The following is a 19,293-nucleotide window of genomic DNA, read 5'->3' as shown; positions in this document are numbered from 1 at the left end:
CGCCACCCGGTGGGTGGCGGCCTTCTCGTCGTCTGTGGAGCTACGGGGAATTGAACCCCGGACCTCTTGCATGCCATGCAAGCGCTCTACCAACTGAGCTACAGCCCCGCGACACGCACGGCCCTCGCGGACCGCAGGTGCGGAGTGGAGCTACGGGGAATTGAACCCCGGACCTCTTGCATGCCATGCAAGCGCTCTACCAACTGAGCTACAGCCCCGCACTCACCGGATTTCCCGCTTCCCTGACCGGGTTGCGTTTCCTCCGTGCGAACGAGGAAGACTCTAACCGGTCAGGCCCGGAACTGCGAAATCCGCTCCCCGTAGACCACTCCACGCCCCCTCCGCGCACCGCTCAGGTGTCGTCGCCGATCACCGGCTCCGGCAGCGTGCCGGCGTTGTGCTCCAGCAGTCGCCATCCGCGCGCGCCCCGGCCCAGCACGGACCAGCAGCAGTTGGACAGCCCGCCGAAGCACTCCCAGAGTTCCGGCTCCAGGCCGAGCATCCGCCCCAGCATGGTGCGGATGGTGCCGCCGTGGCTGACGACGACCAGGGTGCCGTTCTCGGGCAGCTTGTCGGCCGCGTCGAGCACCACCGGCACCGAGCGGTCGGCGACCTCCGTGGAGAGTTCACCGCCGCCGCGCCGGACCGGCTCGCCCTGTGCCCAGGCCGCGTACTCCTCCGGGAACCGGGCGCGGATCTCGGCGTTGGTGAGGCCCTGCCAGGAGCCCGCGTAGGTCTCCTGCAGCCCCTCGTGGTGCTGCACGTCGAGGCCGGTGACCTTGGCCAGCTCCTCGGCGGTGCGCCGGGCCCGCTTGAGGTCGGAGGAGATCAGCAGGTCGGGGCGGAGGCCGGCGAGCAGCCGGGCGGCCCGCTGCGCCTGCAGCACGCCCTGCCCGGTCAGCTCGATGTCCGTGGTGCCCTGGAACCTCGACTCGAGGTTCCAGGACGTCTGGCCGTGCCGCCAGAAGACGATGCGCGGGCCCCGCGCGTCCCGGCTCAGCTGTAGTCCTCGGCGCCGAAGTCGTCCGCGGGCGCCTGCTCGGCCGGGGTGACGGCGTTGCCGACCGCGTCGGTGTGGGCGTCGGGCCGGTTGCGGGAGGCCAGGGCGTCCTCCGGCAGGGGCAGCTCGGGGCAGTCCTTCCAGAGCCGGTCGAGCGAGTAGAAGGAACGCTCCTCGGAGTGCTGGACGTGCACCACGATGTCCAGGTAGTCGAGCAGGATCCAGCGGCCGTCGCGCTCGCCCTCCCGGCGGACCGGCTTGATGTCCAGCTTCTCGCGCAGCTGGTCCTCGATCTCCTCGGCGATGGAACGGACCTGGCGGTCGTTGTTGGCCGAGGCGATCAGGAAGGCGTCGGTGATCGACAGCACCTCGCTGACGTCGAACGCGATGATGTTGTGGGCCAGCTTGTCGGCCGCCGCCTGGGCGGCGACGTTGATGAGTTCCTGGCTGTGGTCAGTGACGGTCACGGTGTTCTTCCGGCTCGGAGGCTTGGGGCGCCCCGGAGCGCGGGGCGCCGGGATCGCCTTCCAGGATCTCACGCCGCCCCGGCGGCCCCGGAACCGTTTTCCGGAGCCGCCCGACGCGAGCCGGGTGCCTACTGCGTCTTCGGCGGGGCGTAGTCCTTGCCGAGAACGACCAGCAGGTCCGCGTTCTGCGCCTCGGCGACCTTCTTCACGGCCGTCTCCGGCAGGCCGAGGCTGGTCGCCAGCGACTTCGCGGCGGCCTGCCGGGCGTCGTCGGTGTAGCGGATCTCACTGGCCGGCTGCGGCGCGGTCCTGGCCCCGCCGGGGACGAAGGTGAGGCCGGCGTTGACCACCTGGACCTGTGCGGCGGCGGCCGCCTGGTCGTTCCCGGTGGCGTCCTGGACGGAGACGCGGGCCGGCGCGTCGGCGGAGGTGGCCGCCTTGACGGTGCCGCCCAGCACGTCCTTGACCTGCTTGCCGGCGGTGGCCTCGTCCAGCGTGCCGTCCGGCTTCACGGTCAGTGCGGTGGCGCCGAACTGACCGTTCCTGGCCAGCTGGGCGAGCTGCGTGAGCACACCGGCCAGGGCGTCCTCGGGCAGCGAGGGGTCGAGCACCGCGTTCATCCGGTGGACGTCGTCCTTGGCGTCCTTGAACTCGACGGGCATGGTGCGCACCACCGCGTCCATCACCTGGCCGAACCGGGCCAGCTGGGCGTCACGGCTCTCGCCCTGGTTCTGCAGGGTGGCGTAGGCGACGGCCGCCTTCCCGTTCAGCAGGGTGTTCTTCCCGGCGGCGGAGAGCACCTTGCCGTCCGGCCTGCCGCCCTCGCGGGTCTCCGCGTCGGTGTCCACCCGGACACCGCCGAGCTGGGCGACCAGCAGTTCCAGGTACGGGGTGTCCAGCCGCCAGGTGCCGGCGACGGGGGCGCCGAGCACGGTGGCCAGGCCGTCGCGGGTTCCGGAGGCGCCGAGGCTGTCCATGGCCTGGCCGACGGTGGTGATCGGCGGGTCGCCCGGGCCGGGCAGCCGCAGGGTGTCCGGGAGCAGCAGGACGGTGCCCTTCTTGCCCGCGGCGTCGTTGACGAGCAGCGCGCTCGACACCTTGCCCTGCAGGTCGCGCAGGTGGACCACGTTGACCTGGCGCGGTCCGGCGGCGACGGCCGCGCTCTCCTTGTCACCGGTGAACCAGAGGTAGCCGCCGACGCCCGCGCCGACGAGCGCCAGCGCCGCGCCGGCGCCGACCAGCCGGTTGCGCAGCTTGCGGCGGCGTTCCGCGCGAACCTCGCTGCGGGACTCGGCGAACTTCAGCCAGTCGATGACGTCCTCGGAGTCCTCCCCCTCCTCGTCGTCGACGAAGGTGAACTCGCCCGTCGGGTAGTCGCCCTTGGGGGCCTTGCCCTTGGCGGCGCGGCTGCCGCCGACCTGCTCGGACGGCGGTTCGGGCCGGGCGGGGGCCGGCTCGGCGGCGGTCGGCCGGGGCAGCCGGGGGCGCGGCGTCACCGGGGCGGGCGCGGGCACGGCGGCGGGCGCCTCGGGCGCGGTCTGCTCCGGCTCGGCCACCACCGGCATCTGCGCGGTCGCGTACGGCTGCTGGGCCTGCTGCTGGTACGGGTCGTAGACCTGCTGCTGCTGGTACGGGTCCTGGTAGCCGTAGCCGCCCTGCTGCGGGTACGCCTGCGGCGCGGGCTGCACCGGCTGCCCGTACTGGTCGTACTGCTGCTGCTCACGCTGCTCGTACGGCTCGTACGCCGGCTCCTGCTGCTGCCCGCCGTAGCCGCCCTGCTGCGGGTAGCCCTGCTGGTACTGCTGCGGGTACTGCCCGGTGGACCAGTCGTCCTGCTGCGGGTACGCCTGCTGCGCGGGCTGCACCGGCCGGCCGTACTGGTCGTACTGCTGCTCGGGCTGCTCGTACGGCTCGTACAGCGGCTCCTGCTGCTGGTAGGCCTGCTGGTACTGCTGCTGGTACTGCCCGGCGGGCCAGTCTTCCGGCTGCCCCGGCTGCCCCTGCGGTCCCCTGCGATCGCTCATCCGTCGGCCCCTCCGGGATCAGGTCCGGTGCGGCGCGTAGAGCGCACGCTTGTCGATGTAGCGGACCACGCCGTCCGGGACGAGGTACCAGACCGGTTCGCCCTTGGCGACCCGGTTGCGGCAGTCCGTGGAAGAGATGGCCAGCGCCGGGACCTCCACCAGGGAGACCCCGCCCACCGGCAGCCCGGCGTCCGTCAGAGTGTGCCCCGGCCGGGTGCAACCGATGAAGTGGGCGAGCGAGAAGAGCTCGTCGGAGTCCCGCCAGGAGAGGATCTGGGCGAGCGCGTCGGCGCCGGTGATGAAGAACAGGTCGGCGTCGGGGTGCAGCGCCCGCAGGTCGCGCAGGGTGTCGACGGTGTAGGTCGGTCCCTTGCGGTCGATGTCGATCCGGCTGACCGAGAACTGCGGGTTCTCCGCGGTGGCGATGACCGTCATCAGGTAGCGGTCCTCGGCGGGCGTGACGTGGCGGTCGCTCTTCTGCCAGGGCTGTCCGGTCGGGACGAAGATCACCTCGTCCAGGTGGAACGCGCTGGCGACCTCACTGGCGGCGACGAGGTGTCCGTGGTGGATCGGGTCGAAGGTGCCGCCCATCACACCGAGGCGCCTCTTCACCGGCGCCGATCCGCCGGAATTCCCGGTCTGCTCTCCCATGGCGCCACACCTTACGCGACGCCCGTTACGGTGCGGGAACGCCTGGGGGCCGGGCCCTCCGGGCACACGTACGGGAGCGGCCGGCTACTCCGCCGGACGCTCCCCCGGGCCGTCGGCCGCCGGGTCGAGCGCCCGGCGGTCCTGCCTGCGGGCCTAGCGGTCCTTGTTGAAGCGGGTGGTCACGAAGAGCAGCAGCAGGAGGACGAACAGGGCGGCGCCACCCGTCAGGTACGGGTTGAGGCTGTCGTGGTTGCCCCCCTCGCCCTCGTTCGCGAGAAGGTTCAGGACGGGGAGTGCGGCGGCAGTGCTCATGGTCGGCGGACCTTCTCGGCTCGGTGACGGGCAGGAGGTGTCGTCGGGCCGGTGAGGGCCCGTCCGTCATCGTACGGGGGGTTACACGGCAACCGCTCGGCGGCCCACCGCGTCTGAACCGCCGTGAGCCCGCGCCCGCGGACGTCCCCGCGCCGATGCACGGCCGACCGCCGGTCCGCGGCAGGTCAGTTGTTGCGGCCGGCCCGGAGCAGGAGCCAGGCGAGCAGGCCGACCCCGACGAACGAGGCCACCACGATGATCCGCAGGAAGATCCCGGGACCGTTCTCCGAGGAGATCGGGGCGGCCAGGCTGACAAGGGCTTCGGTGGACATCTGCGGGCTCCTCGGACTGCTCGGTGCCGCGGCCAGGTCTGGCTCGGCTCTCCCGGGCATTCAGGGTAAACCGGCCTCACACCGGCGCCGCCCACCGCCCCCTCGGCCCCGGAAACGCGTCGCCGGGCACGCACCCGGGCCCCGCCCAGGGCCCGCCACGGGCGCCCGCCCGGGCGCACGTAGGGTGTCGGCGGGGACGAGTACGCAACCGCGGACGTTGCAGAGACAGTCGTTGTAGGCGAAGAGCAGCGGGGGCCGGCCAGCGGCCGGGGCCGCCGTCGACCAGGAGGTACTCACACATGACCGACACGACCGCGAAGACCCCGAGCCGTCGCCGCCAGCGGTTCCCGGAGATCTCCACCCGGGCCTGGGAGCATCCGGCGGACCGCTCGGCGCTGGTCGCGCTGCGCAAGCTGACCGGCTTCGACGACGTGCTGAGGAAGCTCGCCGGTCTGGTCTCCGAGCGCTCGATCCGCCTGATGTTCCTGGCCACCGCCGTGAAGACCTCGGAGCGCCAGTTCCCCGAGTTGCACGCCATGGTCCGCGACGCCGCCTACGTGCTCGACCTGGACAAGGTCCCGGACCTGTACGTCACCCAGGACCCGGCGGTCAACGCGTTCTGCATCGGCATCGACACGCCGATCATCGTGGTCACCAGCGGCCTGGTGGAGCTGCTGGACGAGGAGGAGCTGCGCTCGGTGATCGGCCACGAGGTCGGTCACGCGATGTCCGGCCACGCGGTGTACCGGACGATGCTGCTGATCCTCACCAACATCGCCGCCCGGATCGCCTGGGTGCCGCTGGGCAACCTGGCGATCATGGCGATCATCACCGCGCTCAAGGAGTGGTTCCGCAAGGCCGAGCTCTCCAGCGACCGGGCCGGCCTGCTGGCCGGACAGGACCTCCAGGCGTCCATGCGGGCCCTGATGAAGCTGGCCGGCGGCCACAACCTGGCCGAGATGAACGTCGACGCCTTCCTGGAGCAGGCCGAGGAGTACGAGAAGGCCGGGGACCTGCGCGACGGCGTGCTCAAGCTGCTCCAGGTGCTGCCGCAGAGCCACCCGTTCGCGGTGGTCCGGGTCGCGCAGCTGAAGAAGTGGGCGGAGGGCGACGAGTACCGCTCGATCCTGGCCGGCGCCTACCCGCGCCGCACCGACGACTCCGAGACCTCGGTCGGCGACCAGTGGAAGGCCGCCGCCGACCACTACACGACCACGGTGAAGGAGAGCAAGGACCCGCTGATGGGCCTGATCCGCGACGTGGCGGGCGGTGCGGCCACCGTCGGCGGCAAGCTGCGCGACACCTTCACCGGCGCCACCCGCAACGGCGGCGGCAACGGAAACGGCGCCAACGGGAACGGGAACGGCAGCAACGGCGACGGTTCCCGCGACGGCAGCTGACCCGCTCCCCCGCACACCAGGACGGCCCTCGGCACCCGCCGGGGGCCGTCCCGCTGCCCCGGCCCGACGGCTCCCGCCTCAGCTCCCGGCGAGCACCCCGCACATCTGCCACGCCGGCCGGGCGTGGTTGCCCGGATCGACGGGCGGCGGCACCGTGGACGGCGAGGCCGGTGGCGGCGTGGGCGGCGCGGCGGCGTCCGCGGTCGCCAGCACCGGCTGGACGGCGCCGGCCAGCGAGCCGTCGCACGGCGCGGGCCCGGCCTGCAGCACCGAGTCCACCAGCCTCAGCCGCGCCGACGCCAGGTCGGTCCGGTCGAACTCGAAGCTCAGCTGTCGCCGCACGGTCTCCAGGGTGACCGGCGCGCCGCTCGGCGCACCGGCCGCCTTCAGCGCGTAGACGAAGGTGTGGTCGGTGGCGATCTCCAGGGTCCCGTTGTCCGCCTCGTCGATCCGCATCGCGCCCGCGACCTTCACCGTGTCGGCGGCCAGCGCGACCTGCGCCGGGTCGAACCGGACCAGCCAGCCGGTCAGCGCGTGGTGCCGGTCGTCGGTCGGCTGGACCACGCTGGCGTCGAACTGCGCCTGCTCGCCCGGCGTCACGAAGGCCCGGACGTCGGCGGTCGCGCCCTGCACCAGCGTGGCGGGCGCGAGCGAGGAGGCGACCAGGTAGCGCTGGACGGTGTCGAGCGCCTTGGTCACCTCGATCCGGGAGAAGTGCCCGGTCGCGGCCCCGGCCGGCGTCCCGAGCCCGACCGCGCCGTCGCCGTAGCCGGGCGGCAGTCCGGCGAACGGGTCGGCCGGGTCGGCGACTGCCCGGACCGCCGAGGCCGGACTCAACGCCACCAGGCTGACGGTCAGTTGACTTCCCTCGGGCCGGGCCGCGGGGCGCGTCGGCGAGCTCACTCCGAAGTAGACGGCGGCGCCGAAGGCCAGCAGGATCACCAGCAGCAGGGCGAGCGCCTGGCGGGGCACGGTGCCCAGCGGCCCGAGGCGGACCTTGGGCCGGGTGGCCCTGCCGTACGCGCCGGCCAGCCGTTCCCGCGCCGACAGCTCCTGGATCCGGGCAGCGCGGACGAACGACTCGTCGAAGACCACGGACCGGTATTCGTCGTCGTTTCCGGAACCACCGTCGGGCGCACCCTCCGGAGGCTCACGCGGGTCACCCATGACACCAGGGTAAGGCGCACCCTCGCCCCGCCACGAGGCCTCTGACACAGAACACCGGAAGCTCTCCGTGACCAGTGGCAGCCGCCCCGGGGCGCAACGGGCCGCCGTCCCGCCGGTCGGCGGCTCAGCCCGCCGGGGCCGTGACCACCAGCGACGGCTCAGCCGGGGGCGGCGCCGGGTCGTTCCCCGGGCTGCTGTTCCCGGACTCGGGCCGCCTGGGCGCGCCCCCGGGGCCGCCCACACCCTGGTAGACGGCGGCGACCGCCATGGCGATCAGGCCCACGCCCATGATCACGGCGAGCACCCAGGCCACCGGCCGGTGCCAGCGCTGCTGGGCGACGTAACGGCCGCGCCGAGCGCCGAGCGGGTCGAAGCCGACCCGGCCCCAGCGGCGCGCACGCCGCTGGGTGGACCGGCCCGGGCCGGTCCACGGATCGGGATAGCGGTGATCGTCGTCGAGTCCGCCCGGGTACGGGCGGAGCTCCAGCGGCACCCCGTCACCGACCGGGGCTTCGTAGCCCCAGGCCGGACCGGCCGCGTCCGGCTCGAACCGGGCCTCGGCAGCGGCGAGCTGCCGCTCCTTGGCCGTCGGCTCGTGCACGGCAGCGGACCGCACGAAGGCCTCATCGAAGACCACGGTGGCGAACTCGTCGTCCGCACCACCGTGGTCGGCGCCGTCGGGGTACGGCAAGCCCCCCACATCCTCAGCCACGGATTCAGCGTATTACCGGGAGGGCGATTTGTCTGTGGCTCCTCGCAGTTGGTCCATCACCCGTGTGACGCGGGCCTGCCCGGACCGGCCCCCGGGCGCTGCCTGTCTCCGGCCCGGGCCCCGGGCCGGAGACCGCTCCGGACGCCGGTCAGACGGCGTCGGCCGTGCCCCCCACGGTCTGCGTCGCCTCGCCCCGCACATGCCCGTCACCAGTGACGATGTACTTGGTGCTGGTCAGCTCGGGCAGCCCCATCGGGCCGCGGGCGTGCAGCTTCTGGGTGGAGATCCCGATCTCGGCCCCGAAGCCGAACTCGCCGCCGTCGGTGAACCGGGTGGAGGCGTTGACGGCCACCGTGGTCGAGTCGACCAGCTGGGTGAAACGGCGGGCGGCGGCCTGCGAGGTGGTGACGATCGCCTCGGTGTGGCCGGAGGACCAGCGGCGGATGTGCGCGACGGCGGCGTCCAGCGAGGGCACCACGGCCGCGGCCAGGTCGTAGGAGAGGTACTCGGTCTCCCAGTCCTCGTCGGTGGCGGGCAGCACCGTGGCGGCCGTGCCCTCGGCGGCCTTGAGGACCGCGTCGTCACCGTGCACGGTGACCCCGGCCTCGGCGAGCGCGGCGAGGGCGAGCGGCAGGAAGGCGTCGGCGACGTCCTGGTGGACCAGCAGGGTCTCCGCCGAGTTGCAGACGCTGACGCGCTGTGCCTTGGAGTTGAGCAGGATGCCGACGGCCATGGCGAGGTCCGTCTGCGCGTCCACGTAGACGTGGCAGTTGCCGGTCCCGGTCTCGATCACCGGAACGGTCGAACCCTCGACGACGGCGCGGATCAGCGAGGCACCGCCGCGCGGGATCAGCACGTCGACCAGGCCGCGGGCCCGCATCAGCTCCTGGACGGAGTCCCGGCTCTCGCCCGGCACCAGCTGGACGGCGTCGGCGGGCAGCCCCGCCCCGGCGACGGCGTCGCGCAGGACGGCGACCAGTGCGCTGTTGGAACGGTAGGCGGAGGCCGAGCCGCGCAGCAGCACCGCGTTGCCGGACTTCAGGCAGAGCGCGGCGGCGTCCGCGGTGACGTTCGGCCGGGCCTCGTAGATGATGCCGACCACGCCGAGCGGCACCCGGACCTGGCGCACGTCCAGACCGTTGGGCAGGGTGTAGCCGCGGATCACCTCGCCGACCGGGTCGGGCAGACCGGCCACGTCGCGGACGTCGGAGGCGATCGCGGCGATCCGCTCCTCGGTGAGGGTCAGCCGGTCGATCACCGACTCGGGGGTGCCGGCCGCGCGGGCGCGGGCGACGTCCTCGGCGTTGGCGGCGGTGATCTCGGCCGCGCGGGCCACCAGGGCGTCCGCGACGGCCTGCAGCGCGGAGTCCTTCGCCCCGCGCGGCAGCGGGGCGAGCGCGGCGGCCGCCTCCCGGGCACGGCGCGCTACGGCGAGGACGGGGCTGTCGGCGGTGGCGAGATCGCTGGTCATGCGCCAAGGGTAGCGACTGCCCCGACCCCGCCCGCCGGGTATTTCGCCCGGTGAGACACCCCCGGCCCGACCCGGCCCCCGGGGTGTCCCGCCGGGGGCGGTCAGTAGGGGTGGACTCCGCCCAGGTGCGGCTGCGCGCCGCCGAACCCCTCGGCGACCCGCTTGTGGTAGGTCGCCCGGTCCACCACCTCCAGGCCGACGATCTCCCACGGCGGCAGGCCGGCGGTCACCTTGTGCTCGCCCCAGAGCCGCAGCGCGATCGCGGCCGCGTCGTGCAGGTCCCGGGCCTGCTCCCAGTACCGGATCTCCGCGTGGTCGGCGGCGTAGCGGGCGGTCAGGAAGAACGAGTGGTCGTGCGCCAGCCGCTCCAGCCCGGCCCGCAGCGCGGTGAGCGGGGTGACCTGCCCGGCGACGCTCAGCACCACGTGCCAGAGCCGGGCCTGCTCGGGCACGACGGGCGGCTCGGTCTCGTCACGCCGGTCCGGCCGGAGCGGGCGCACCGTGCCCGGCCCCTGGGACGGCGGACCGGACGAACCCGCGGGAGCGTCGCCCCCGCCGCCGTCGATGCTGGTCAGCCGCCGGCCTGCCGTCCCTCCGGTCAGCGCTGCCTCGCGCCTGCTTTCCACCGGCGGCCTCCTGTTCGGCGATGTCGTGTCGTCGTGCCCGCCGGCCCCGGCCCGACGCGTACGGCTGCGCCCCTCCTCGCCCGCGGCCGGACGTGCTCCCCGTGCGGAGCCGCCCGCCTTCCGCCGGCCGGCCCACGGCCGGTCAGCCGCGCAGGACGACCAGGTCGTCGCGGTGGACGACCTCCCGCTCGTAGGCGGCGCCGAACTCCTGGGCCAGGTCTCGGGTGGACCGGCCGAGCAGGCGGGGCAACTCCCTCGCATCAAAGTTGACCAGTCCGCGCGCCACGATGTGGCCGTTTTCGGCAAGAAGGTCCACCGGATCGCCCGCGGCGAACTCGCCGTCCACCCCGACCACCCCGGCGGGCAGCAGCGAGGCGCCGCCGGAGACGACGGCGCGGACGGCTCCGGCGTCGAGGTGCAGGGCGCCGCGCGGGCTGCTGGCGTGGGCCAGCCAGAGCATCCGGTCGGAGGAGCGGCTGCCGGTGCGCCGGAAGAGGGTGCCGGTGGGCCGGCCGGACAGGGCGTCGGCGGCGTGGCTGGCCGCGGTGAGCACCACGGGGATCCCGGCGCCGGTGGCGATCCGGGCCGCCTCGACCTTGGTGACCATGCCGCCGGTGCCGACGCCCGCTTTGCCCGCGCTGCCGATCTCGATGCCGTCCAGATCGTGCGGGCCGGACACCTCGGCGATCCGGCTGGTGCCGGGGCGGCTGGGATCGCCGTCGTAGAGGCCGTCCACGTCGGAGAGGAGGACGAGCAGGTCGGCCCGGACCAGGTGGGCGACCAGCGCGGCCAGCCGGTCGTTGTCACCGAACTTGATTTCGGCGGTGGCGACGGTGTCGTTCTCGTTGACGATCGGCATCGCGCCCATCGCCAGCAGCTGGTCGAGGGTCCGGTAGGCGTTGCGGTAGTGGACGCGGCGGCTCGCGTCCTCGGCGGTGAGCAGCACCTGGCCGACCCGGAGGCCGTAGCGGGCGAAGGAGGCGGTGTAGCGGGCGACCAGCAGGCCCTGGCCGACGCTGGCGGCGGCCTGCTGGCGGGCGAGGTCCTTGGGGCGCCGCTCCAGTCCGAGCGGGGCGAGGCCGGCGGCGATCGCGCCGGAGGAGACGAGGACCACCTCGGGGGCGTCGGCGCGGGCGCGCACCTTGGCGAGGGCGTCGACGAGGGCGTCGACGCGGTCGGCGTCCAGGCCCCCGGCCGCCGTGGTGAGTGAGGAGGAGCCGACCTTGACGACGATCCGGCGTGCGGTCAGCACCTCCGTCCGCAGGGAGTCCTCGCTCATCTCGCTGTTCGCCCTTCCGGTGTGGTGCGCTACGGCGGGGCCGGGCCCGGCCGCCACCCCCGCAATCTACGCGATCGGTACGGACCGTCCGCCGCGCGTTCCAGCCGCCGGACAGCGAACCGGACGGCGATCCGGACGACGGCCCGGAGGCGGCCGGACGGCGACCCGGAGGCCGCGCCTTCCGCCGACCCCCCGTCAACGAGCAGGCCCCCGCCTCCCGTTCGGGAGACAGGGGCCGTAGGGGCCGGTACCGGCTACTCTTCCTCGTCGTTGCCTTCCAGGGCGGCCGGACGACCGCTGGAGAGCGCCTCGAAGGCCAGGAACTCCGCCTCGGCGGCGTCCCGGTTCTTCTGCTTGTCACGACGGCGGTCGACCGCGGGACGCGGGCTGTCCATGCGGTGGTCCTCACCGCGGCGGCCGAGCATCTCGGCGCCGGCAGCCATGGTCGGCTCCCAGTCGAAGACGACGGCGTTGTCCTCCGCGCCGATGATGACGGTGTCGCCCTCGTGGGCGCCGACCTTCCAGAGCTTCTCCTCGACGCCGAGGCGGGCCAGCCGGTCGGCCAGGTAGCCGACGGCCTCGTCGTTGGAGAAGTCCGTCTGGCGGACCCAGCGCTCCGGCTTGACGCCGCGGATGCGGAAGGCGCCGTCCTCCTCGGTGATCGTGAAGCCGGCGTCGTCGACGGCGGTCGGCCGGAGCACGATCCGGGTGGACTCCTCCAGCGGCTTGGCGGCGCGGGCCTCGGTGACGATCTGCGCCACGGCGAAGCTCAGCTCGCGCAGGCCCTTGCGGGAGGCCGCGGAGACCTCGAAGACGCGGTAGCCGAGCTCCTCCAGCGAGGTGCGGGTGAGGTCGGCGATGTCCTGGCCGTCCGGCACGTCGATCTTGTTGAGCGCGACCAGGCGCGGCCGGTCCTCCAGCCCGCCGTACTCGGCGAGCTCGGCCTCGATGGTCTCCAGGTCGCTCACCGGGTCGCGGCCGGGCTCCAGGGTGGCGCAGTCGAGCACGTGCACGAGCACCGAACAGCGCTCGACGTGCCGCAGGAACTCCAGGCCGAGGCCCCTGCCCTGGCTGGCGCCGGGGATCAGGCCGGGCACGTCGGCGATGGTGTAGACCGTGTCGCCGGCGGTGACCACGCCGAGGTTGGGGATCAGGGTGGTGAACGGGTAGTCCGCGATCTTCGGCTTGGCGGCGGAGAGCACCGAGATCAGCGAGGACTTGCCGGCGCTCGGGTAGCCGACCAGGGCCACGTCGGCGACGGACTTGAGCTCCATGACGATGTCACGGGCGTCACCGGGCTCGCCGAGCAGCGCGAAGCCGGGCGCCTTGCGGCGGGACGACGCGAGCGCCGCGTTGCCGAGGCCGCCGCGGCCGCCCTGGGCGGCGACGAAGCTGGTGCCGTGGCCGACCAGGTCGGCGAGCACGTTGCCCTGCCGGTCGAGCACGACGGTGCCGTCCGGGACCGACAGCACGAGGTCGTGGCCGTCGGCGCCGGTGCGGTGGCCGCCGGCGCCGGGCTTGCCGTTGGTCGCCTTGCGCTTGGGCGAGTGGTGGTACTCCAGCAGGGTGGTCACCTGCGCGTCGACGGTGAGGATGACGCTGCCGCCCTCGCCGCCGTTTCCGCCGTCCGGGCCGCCGAGCGGCTTGAACTTCTCCCGGTGTACGGAGGCGCAGCCGTGGCCCCCGTTACCCGCGGCGACGTGGAGCTCGACGCGGTCCACGAAGGTGGTCATGGGGTGTGCCTCCAGTACGAAGAGTGTGCGGTGCGATGTCGCTACCTGCGGTAAAGCACGAAGGGTGGACCGGATCATTCCGGCCCACCCCTCATTGTGAGTCTGGTGTGACTCAGGCCTCGGTGGCCACGATGTTGACGACCTTGCGGCCGCGGCGGGTGCCGAACTGCACAGCACCGGCGGTCAGCGCGAACAGGGTGTCGTCGCCACCGCGGCCGACACCGGCACCCGGGTGGAAGTGGGTGCCGCGCTGGCGGACGAGGATCTCGCCGGCCGAGACGACCTGGCCGCCGAAGCGCTTGACGCCGAGGCGCTGGGCGTTCGAGTCACGGCCGTTACGGGTAGAGCTTGCGCCCTTCTTGTGTGCCATCTCGCTATCCCCTTACTTGCTGACGGAGTCGATGCTCGTGATCCGCACAGCGGTGTGCTGCTGGCGGTGACCCTGGCGGCGACGGTAACCGGTCTTGTTCTTGTAGCGCAGGATGACGATCTTGTCGCCCTTGGTCTGGTCGACCACCTCGGCGTGAGCCTTCACACCGGCCAGCACCCACGGGTCGGAGGTGACAGCGTCACCGTCGACGATCAGGATGGTGGAGAGCTCCACCGAGTCACCCGACTTGGCCTCGATACGGTCGATCTCCAGCACGTCGCCGACGGCGACCTTGTGCTGGCGGCCGCCTGCGCGAACGATCGCGTACATGCGGTACCTACTTTCCTAACTCGGTCGGAGCTCCTGATGCCAGCCGCCTGGGTACGGACACAGGGGCCTCTCCCCGACACCTCTGACGAGGGCCCGGAAGGTGATGTGCTCGGGAGCAAGGCGTAGACACGCCGATGGTCAAGAATACGGACCGGCCGCCTCGGGAGCAAACCGGCACGTACGGGCCCGGGGCGGACTGGGTCCGCCCCGGGCCGGGCACTACTCGGCCGCCGTATCACCCTCGGCGGCCGCCGCCTTCTTGGCCGCCGCGCTGGTCCGCTTGGTGGCGGCCTTGCGGGCGGTGGTCTTCTTGGCCGCCGTCGTCGTCTTCTTGGCGACGGCGGTCTTCTTGGCGGCGGTCTTGCGGGCGGCCCGCTTCTTCGGTGCCGGCGCCTCCTCGGCGGGCTCCTCGGTCACGGCCTCCGTGTCCGCGTCCGTCCCGTCGGCGACCGCCTCGGCGGCCTCCTCCGTGGCGGCCGGCTCGACGGCGACAGGCGCGGCGGCAGGCTCGGCCGGCTCGGCGACCGGCTCGGCCGGGGCCTCCTCGGCGGGCTTCTCGGCGGCCGCGAAGGCCGACTGCAGCGCCGCCTCGGCCTTGGCCTGCAGGACGACGATCTCCGCACCGCCCGGGGCCCCGGCGGGGGCCGTGGCCTTGCGCACGGCACGGCGGCGGGTACGACCGGCCGGCGCAGCGGCGGGAGCCGGCTCGACGGCCTGCGGGGCCTCGACGACGGTCTCGACGGCCACCGGCTCGGCGGCGGGGACCTCGGTCCCCGGCACCTCGATCGCCAGCTGTCCCTCGATCTCCTCGCGCACCGGCGCGTCGAAGTCCTCGGCCGCCTCCAGCGTCTCCTCGGTCTCCTCGATCTCCAGGGCCTCGACGGCCTGCGGCTCCTCGTGGGCCGCACCGCCCTTGCCCCGGCGACGGCGCTTGCCGCCACCCGCGCCGGCCTCGACGGCGAGCGCGCCGCCGCCGTTGCCGTGGACGTGGGAGCTCGGCTGCTCCATGTGGACGATCACGCCGCGGCCGTTGCAGTGGACGCACGGCTCGGAGAAGGACTCCAGCAGGCCCTGGCCGACCCGCTTGCGGGTCATCTGCACCAGGCCCAGCGAGGTGACCTCGGCCACCTGGTGCTTGGTCCGGTCCCGGCCCAGGCACTCCAGCAGGCGGCGCAGCACGAGGTCCCGGTTGGACTCCAGGACCATGTCGATGAAGTCGATCACGATGATGCCGCCGAGGTCGCGCAGCCGCAGCTGGCGCACGATCTCCTCGGCCGCCTCGATGTTGTTCCGGGTGACCGTCTCCTCCAGGTTGCCGCCCTGGCCGACGAACTTCCCGGTGTTGACGTCGATGACGATCATCGCTTCGGTGCGGTCGATCACCAGCGAACCGCCGCTGGGCAGCCAGACCTTGCGGTCCAGCGCCTTCATCAGCTGCTCGTCGATCCGGTAGGTGGCGAAGACGTCCACCTCGGAGGTCCACCGCTGGAGCCGCCCGGCGAGGTCCGGCGCCACGTTGGAGACGTAGTCGTGGATGGTGTTCCACGCCTCGGTGCCGGAGACGATGACCTTGGTGAAGTCCTCGTTGAAGATGTCGCGGACGACCCGGACGGTCATGTCCGGCTCGCCGTACAGCAGCGCCGGGGCGTTCCCGCTGGTGGCCCGCTTCTGGATGTCCTCCCACTGCTGCTGCAGCCGCTGGACGTCGCGGGTCAGCTCCTCCTCGGAGGCGCCCTCGGCGGCGGTGCGCACGATGACGCCCGCGTCGTCCGGGACGATCTTCTTGAGGATCTGCTTCAGACGGGCGCGCTCGTTCTCCGGCAGCTTGCGGGAGATGCCGGTCATCGAGCCCTCGGGCACGTACACCAGGTAGCGGCCGGGGAGCGAGATCTGGCTGGTCAGGCGGGCGCCCTTGTGGCCGATCGGGTCCTTGGAGACCTGGACCAGCACGGACTGGCCGGACTTCAGCACCGACTCGATCCGGCGCGGGCCGCCGTGGCCGCCCAGCGCGCCGAAGTTGACCTCACCGGCGTACAGGACCGCGTTGCGGCCCTTGCCGATGTCGACGAAGGCGGCCTCCATCGACGGCAGCACGTTCTGGACCTTGCCCAGGTAGACGTTGCCGACGTACGAGGTGGCCTGCTCCTTGTTGACGTAGTGCTCGACCAGCACGCCGTCCTCAAGGACGCCGATCTGGGTCCGCTGCCCGTTCTGGCGCACCACCATGACGCGCTCGACCGACTCGCGGCGGGCCAGGAACTCGGCCTCGGTGATGATCGGCACCCGACGGCGGCCCAGCTCGCGACCCTCGCGGCGGCGCTGCTTCTTGGCCTCCAGACGGGTGGAGCCCTTGATGGACTGCACCTCGTCCGGGTCGAACGACGGTTCGGTGGAGCGGCGGCGCGGCTCGCGCACCTTCACCACCGTGCGGACGCCGTCCTCGGTGGTCTCGGCGGCCTCGACGGCGCCGGACTCACCGCTGCGGCGGCGACGGCGACGGCGACGGCGGGAGGAGGACAGGCCGGAGGCCAGGTCGTCCTCGTCGTCCTCCTCGTCCTCGGCGGCGGCGAGCGCAGCGTCGGCGGGGTGCACGGTCTCCGGTGCCTCGGCCTCGGTCTCCTCGGCCTCACCGCGGCGGCGGCGACGGCCACCCCGGCGGCGGCGGCGCGACGGGCGACCGTCCTCCCACTCGTCCTCGGCCTCGGCCTCGGGGCCGGTGGCGGGGGCCTCGACGACGGGTGTCTCGACCGGCTCGGCGACGACGACGGGCGCGGGACGCTCGACGGCGGCCGGACGCTCGACGACGGGTGCGGGCCGCTCGACGGCGGCCGGACGCTCGACGGGCGGCTTCTCCGCGGCGGCCCTGCGCTGCCGGCCCGAGGACTGCACGCGGACCTGGGTGCGGGTGCGACGACGGCGGCCGACGCCGCTGTACTCGAACTCGTCCTCCTCGCCACGCTCCTCCGGCACGGCCGGGGCCTCGACCGGGGCAGCCGCCGCGGCGGGCTGCGCCGCGGGTGCCGCGGGCGGGGCGACGTAGGGGGCCGGCTCCTGGAAGACCGGGGCCTGGAAGATCGCGGTGGACGGGCGGACCGCGCGGCGGCGCACCCGGCCGGTGACCGGCTCGGGCTCGGCGACCGGTGCGGGCGCCGCGGCGACGGGCTCCGCGACGGCGGGCTTCACCTCGACGGCCGGCTCCTCGGCCGGCTCCTCCTCGGCCACCGGCTCCTCGACGGCCGGCTCGACCGGGGTCTCGACGACCGGGGCCGCCTCGACCACACGGCGGCGGCGGGGACGGCGGGCCGGCGCGGCGGGCGCCTCCTCCACCGGAGCGGCCTCGACCGGCGCCACCTCGGCGACGGCCGGCTGCTCGGCGGCGGGCTGGTCCTCGATGGCCGGTGCCTCGACCGGAGCGGCCTCGGCCTTCTTGCGGGTCCTGCGGGCCCGCACGGGCTTCTCGGCCGCGGGCGCCTGGTCGGCGGCCTTCCCGGCCGGCTTCTCGGCCTTCGCGGCCCTTCCGGCGGGCTTCTCGGCCGCCGGGGCCTCGGCCTCGGCCGGGACGGCGCTCGCACCGGCGTCCGGCGCGGTGACGACGATCGAGGTGGCCTCGGGCGCACCGGCGGGCGCCTCGGCCCGCTTGCGGGTCCGACGGGCGCGCACGGGCTTCTCGGCCGCCGGTTCGGCGGCGGGCGTCTCGGCGGCGGCCGGCGTCTCGACCGGCTTCACCTCGGCATCGGCCGGGATGACCGTCTCGGCGACCGCCGAGGCCGCGCCCTGCGGGGTTCCGGCCGGGCGGGACACCGCGCGGCGGCGCCGACGCGGCGGCGCGGCGGACGCGCCGTCGCCACCGGTCACGGTGGTGTCGTTCTGTTCCGTTGCCGCGGACTGCTGCGGATCGGTGTTATCGAGCATGCGGGTGGATCTCCCGTCAGGCCCCCGGGCTCCGCATCCTGGCACGGCGGGGCACCGGTGGCGCCGGCCGGCATCATGACGATGCTCGGGCCGGACCCTTTCACGGTGCCGCCGCGCGGACGCGAGGCCGCACAGGGGCTCGTAGTCTCGCTCGGCGCCCCGCACTCGCGGGGTGTCGAAAGTCTTCTGGTCTGACCAGTCTTCTGAGGTTTTCCCAAGCTGCGCCGTTCCCCAACCCCGGGTGGCTCCCGGACGGGGTCCTCGGGCCCACCGACCATCGGGGTCGGCGGGCCACAAGAGGCCGGCCTGTGCTTCGACGACGCTCGCTCCCCTGGGGAGCAGCGGGGGCCTGGAGGACCAGCGGGCCCAGTGTGAACTGGACCCGGCCTCCGCCCGCTAGGCGGACGCGGTTGCGCGCGGCTCGCCGGCCGTCAGAGGGCCGGCCGTGGCCGCGGCGCGGTCGAGCGCCAACGGGTCGGTCACCGTGCCGGTCTCCTCGTCTAGCGGCCCCTGCGCCAGCCTGGTCACCTCTGCGGGGACCGGCGGCGCCAGGTCGGCCGTCACACGGAGACCGGACAACACGTCGTCGGGTCGTACGGCGGGTGTGGCCTGTCGTACTACCAGGCGCAGTATCGCACAGGGACGGCCGGTCCGAACATCGCGGCCCCCTTCGCCGTCCGTGTCCGCACCGCCGTCGACCTGCGGCGAGGCGATTTCGAGCGCCGCCACCGCGCCGCGCGCGTCGAAGACACGCACGCCGTTCTTGGTGAGGCGTTCGACCTCGACCCGCTCCTCGGCCAGGAACGCCGCGATCGCGCGGGCCGCCTCCTCCGGGGTGACACCGTCCAGACGGACCAGCCACTCGGAGGCTTCCAGGCGCTCCACGAAGTTCGGCGTCCGCACCTCGACGGCGTCGATGACGTCCAGACCCGCGGGGAGCGATTCGTCCAGTTGGGCGCGCAGCTCCTCGGGGTCGCGCAGTGCGGCGAGGCCGATCTCCAGGTACTCCGCCTCGCTGGCCACACCGGTCGGCGCGGCGTTGGCGTACGACACCTTCGGGTGCGGAGTGAAGCCGGCCGAGTAGGCCATCGGCACGGCCGACCGGCGCAGGGCGCGCTCGAAGGCGCGCTGGAAGTCGCGGTGGCTGGTGAAGCGGAGCCGGCCGCGCTTGGTGTAGCGGAGACGGATCCGCTGCACGGTCGGTGCGGGCGGCGGACCGTCGGGCGTGCGGCGTGCCAGGTCGCTCAGTCCTTAGTCAGTTGTCCCCGTCCGTCGCAACGGCGGTTTCCCGCCACTGTCCGGACTCTGTCACCCCAAAGGGTACGCGTCCCCGCCACCCCCTCGCTCCGTTCCTGCTCAGGGGGGTCCGGTCCGGCGTCCGGAGACGACGGGACGCCCCCGCCGGACAGGTCCGGCGGGGGCGTCCCGGGTGCCGCTACTTGCCGACCACGCTCAGCGGGAGGAGCTTCTTCCCGGTGGGGCCGATCTGGATGCTCGTGTCCATCTG

The 19,293-nt window shown here is 73.6% G+C and carries 17 protein-coding genes and 2 tRNA genes; 1 reads left to right on the top strand and 18 read right to left on the bottom strand.

Features of this window, described 5'->3' with window-relative positions:
• Positions 1-35 precede the first annotated feature (35 nt).
• The 8 genes from ACFWIC_RS24065 to ACFWIC_RS24030 all read right to left on the bottom strand — a co-directional run bounded on the left by ACFWIC_RS24065 (position 36) and on the right by ACFWIC_RS24030 (position 4,786).
• A tRNA-Ala gene (locus ACFWIC_RS24065) sits at positions 36-108 on the bottom strand.
• Positions 109-145: 37 nt separating this feature from the next.
• Positions 146-218, bottom strand: a tRNA-Ala gene (locus ACFWIC_RS24060).
• A gap of 134 nt (positions 219-352) precedes the next feature.
• Positions 353-1,000, bottom strand: coding sequence for a histidine phosphatase family protein (locus ACFWIC_RS24055; RefSeq protein ID WP_329885199.1), 648 nt, complete (start codon positions 998-1,000; stop codon positions 353-355).
• A complete protein-coding gene (gene rsfS / locus ACFWIC_RS24050; RefSeq protein WP_329885155.1) occupies positions 997-1,467 on the bottom strand; it encodes a ribosome silencing factor in 471 nt (156 codons plus the stop codon). The genes ACFWIC_RS24055 and rsfS overlap by 4 nt, the downstream gene beginning before the upstream one ends.
• Positions 1,468-1,595: 128 nt before the next feature.
• The gene (locus ACFWIC_RS24045; RefSeq protein WP_380519994.1) at positions 1,596-3,491 is read right to left on the bottom strand and encodes a LytR C-terminal domain-containing protein; all 1,896 of its coding nucleotides are present in this window, start codon (positions 3,489-3,491) and stop codon (positions 1,596-1,598) included.
• 18 nt (positions 3,492-3,509) lie between these two features.
• Positions 3,510-4,142, bottom strand: a complete 633-nt coding sequence (gene nadD / locus ACFWIC_RS24040; protein WP_329885153.1) for a nicotinate-nucleotide adenylyltransferase — start codon at positions 4,140-4,142, stop codon at positions 3,510-3,512.
• Positions 4,143-4,295: 153 nt separating this feature from the next.
• Complete coding sequence (locus ACFWIC_RS24035) at positions 4,296-4,454, bottom strand: hypothetical protein (RefSeq protein WP_327676842.1); 159 nt, start codon at positions 4,452-4,454, stop codon at positions 4,296-4,298.
• Positions 4,455-4,639: 185 nt separating this feature from the next.
• Entirely contained in the window at positions 4,640-4,786 is a 147-nt protein-coding gene (locus tag ACFWIC_RS24030; RefSeq protein ID WP_329885152.1) for a hypothetical protein, read from the bottom strand.
• Positions 4,787-5,085: 299 nt separating this feature from the next.
• Here ACFWIC_RS24030 and ACFWIC_RS24025 point away from each other — a divergent pair, with 299 nt between their 5' ends.
• Entirely contained in the window at positions 5,086-6,186 is a 1,101-nt protein-coding gene (locus tag ACFWIC_RS24025; RefSeq protein WP_380519993.1) for a M48 family metallopeptidase, read from the top strand.
• Between the two features lie 78 nt (positions 6,187-6,264).
• Here ACFWIC_RS24025 and ACFWIC_RS24020 read toward each other — a convergent pair whose 3' ends face one another.
• From ACFWIC_RS24020 to ACFWIC_RS23975, 10 genes are all read right to left on the bottom strand, one after another.
• Entirely contained in the window at positions 6,265-7,353 is a 1,089-nt protein-coding gene (locus ACFWIC_RS24020; protein ID WP_329951485.1) for a hypothetical protein, read from the bottom strand.
• A 124-nt stretch (positions 7,354-7,477) separates the two neighbouring features.
• Complete coding sequence (locus ACFWIC_RS24015; RefSeq protein WP_329951484.1) at positions 7,478-8,065, bottom strand: hypothetical protein; 588 nt, start codon at positions 8,063-8,065, stop codon at positions 7,478-7,480.
• 148 nt (positions 8,066-8,213) lie between these two features.
• Positions 8,214-9,536 (bottom strand): glutamate-5-semialdehyde dehydrogenase, encoded by a 1,323-nt coding sequence (locus ACFWIC_RS24010; RefSeq protein WP_329951483.1) that lies wholly within the window; start codon positions 9,534-9,536, stop codon positions 8,214-8,216.
• 101 nt (positions 9,537-9,637) lie between these two features.
• Positions 9,638-10,162 (bottom strand): hypothetical protein, encoded by a 525-nt coding sequence (locus ACFWIC_RS24005; protein ID WP_329885147.1) that lies wholly within the window; start codon positions 10,160-10,162, stop codon positions 9,638-9,640.
• Positions 10,163-10,304: 142 nt separating this feature from the next.
• Positions 10,305-11,441 (bottom strand): glutamate 5-kinase, encoded by a 1,137-nt coding sequence (proB, locus tag ACFWIC_RS24000; RefSeq protein WP_329885146.1) that lies wholly within the window; start codon positions 11,439-11,441, stop codon positions 10,305-10,307.
• A gap of 254 nt (positions 11,442-11,695) precedes the next feature.
• Entirely contained in the window at positions 11,696-13,174 is a 1,479-nt protein-coding gene (obgE, locus tag ACFWIC_RS23995) for a GTPase ObgE (protein WP_380519992.1), read from the bottom strand.
• Between the two features lie 112 nt (positions 13,175-13,286).
• Positions 13,287-13,544, bottom strand: coding sequence for a 50S ribosomal protein L27 (gene rpmA, locus ACFWIC_RS23990; RefSeq protein ID WP_209416555.1), 258 nt, complete (start codon positions 13,542-13,544; stop codon positions 13,287-13,289).
• Positions 13,545-13,556: 12 nt separating this feature from the next.
• Entirely contained in the window at positions 13,557-13,874 is a 318-nt protein-coding gene (gene rplU, locus ACFWIC_RS23985) for a 50S ribosomal protein L21 (protein WP_329885143.1), read from the bottom strand.
• A gap of 219 nt (positions 13,875-14,093) precedes the next feature.
• Complete coding sequence (locus ACFWIC_RS23980) at positions 14,094-17,786, bottom strand: ribonuclease E/G (protein ID WP_380519991.1); 3,693 nt, start codon at positions 17,784-17,786, stop codon at positions 14,094-14,096.
• A 396-nt stretch (positions 17,787-18,182) separates the two neighbouring features.
• Positions 18,183-18,983 (bottom strand): TIGR03936 family radical SAM-associated protein, encoded by an 801-nt coding sequence (locus ACFWIC_RS23975; protein WP_355401727.1) that lies wholly within the window; start codon positions 18,981-18,983, stop codon positions 18,183-18,185.
• Positions 18,984-19,293 lie beyond the last annotated feature (310 nt).

This window comes from Kitasatospora sp. NPDC127035 (genome assembly GCF_042726075.1).
Lineage (GTDB): Bacteria > Actinomycetota > Actinomycetes > Streptomycetales > Streptomycetaceae > Kitasatospora.
Note: the sequence above shows the minus strand (reverse complement) of the source record. Positions and strands in the feature narration are given on the sequence as shown.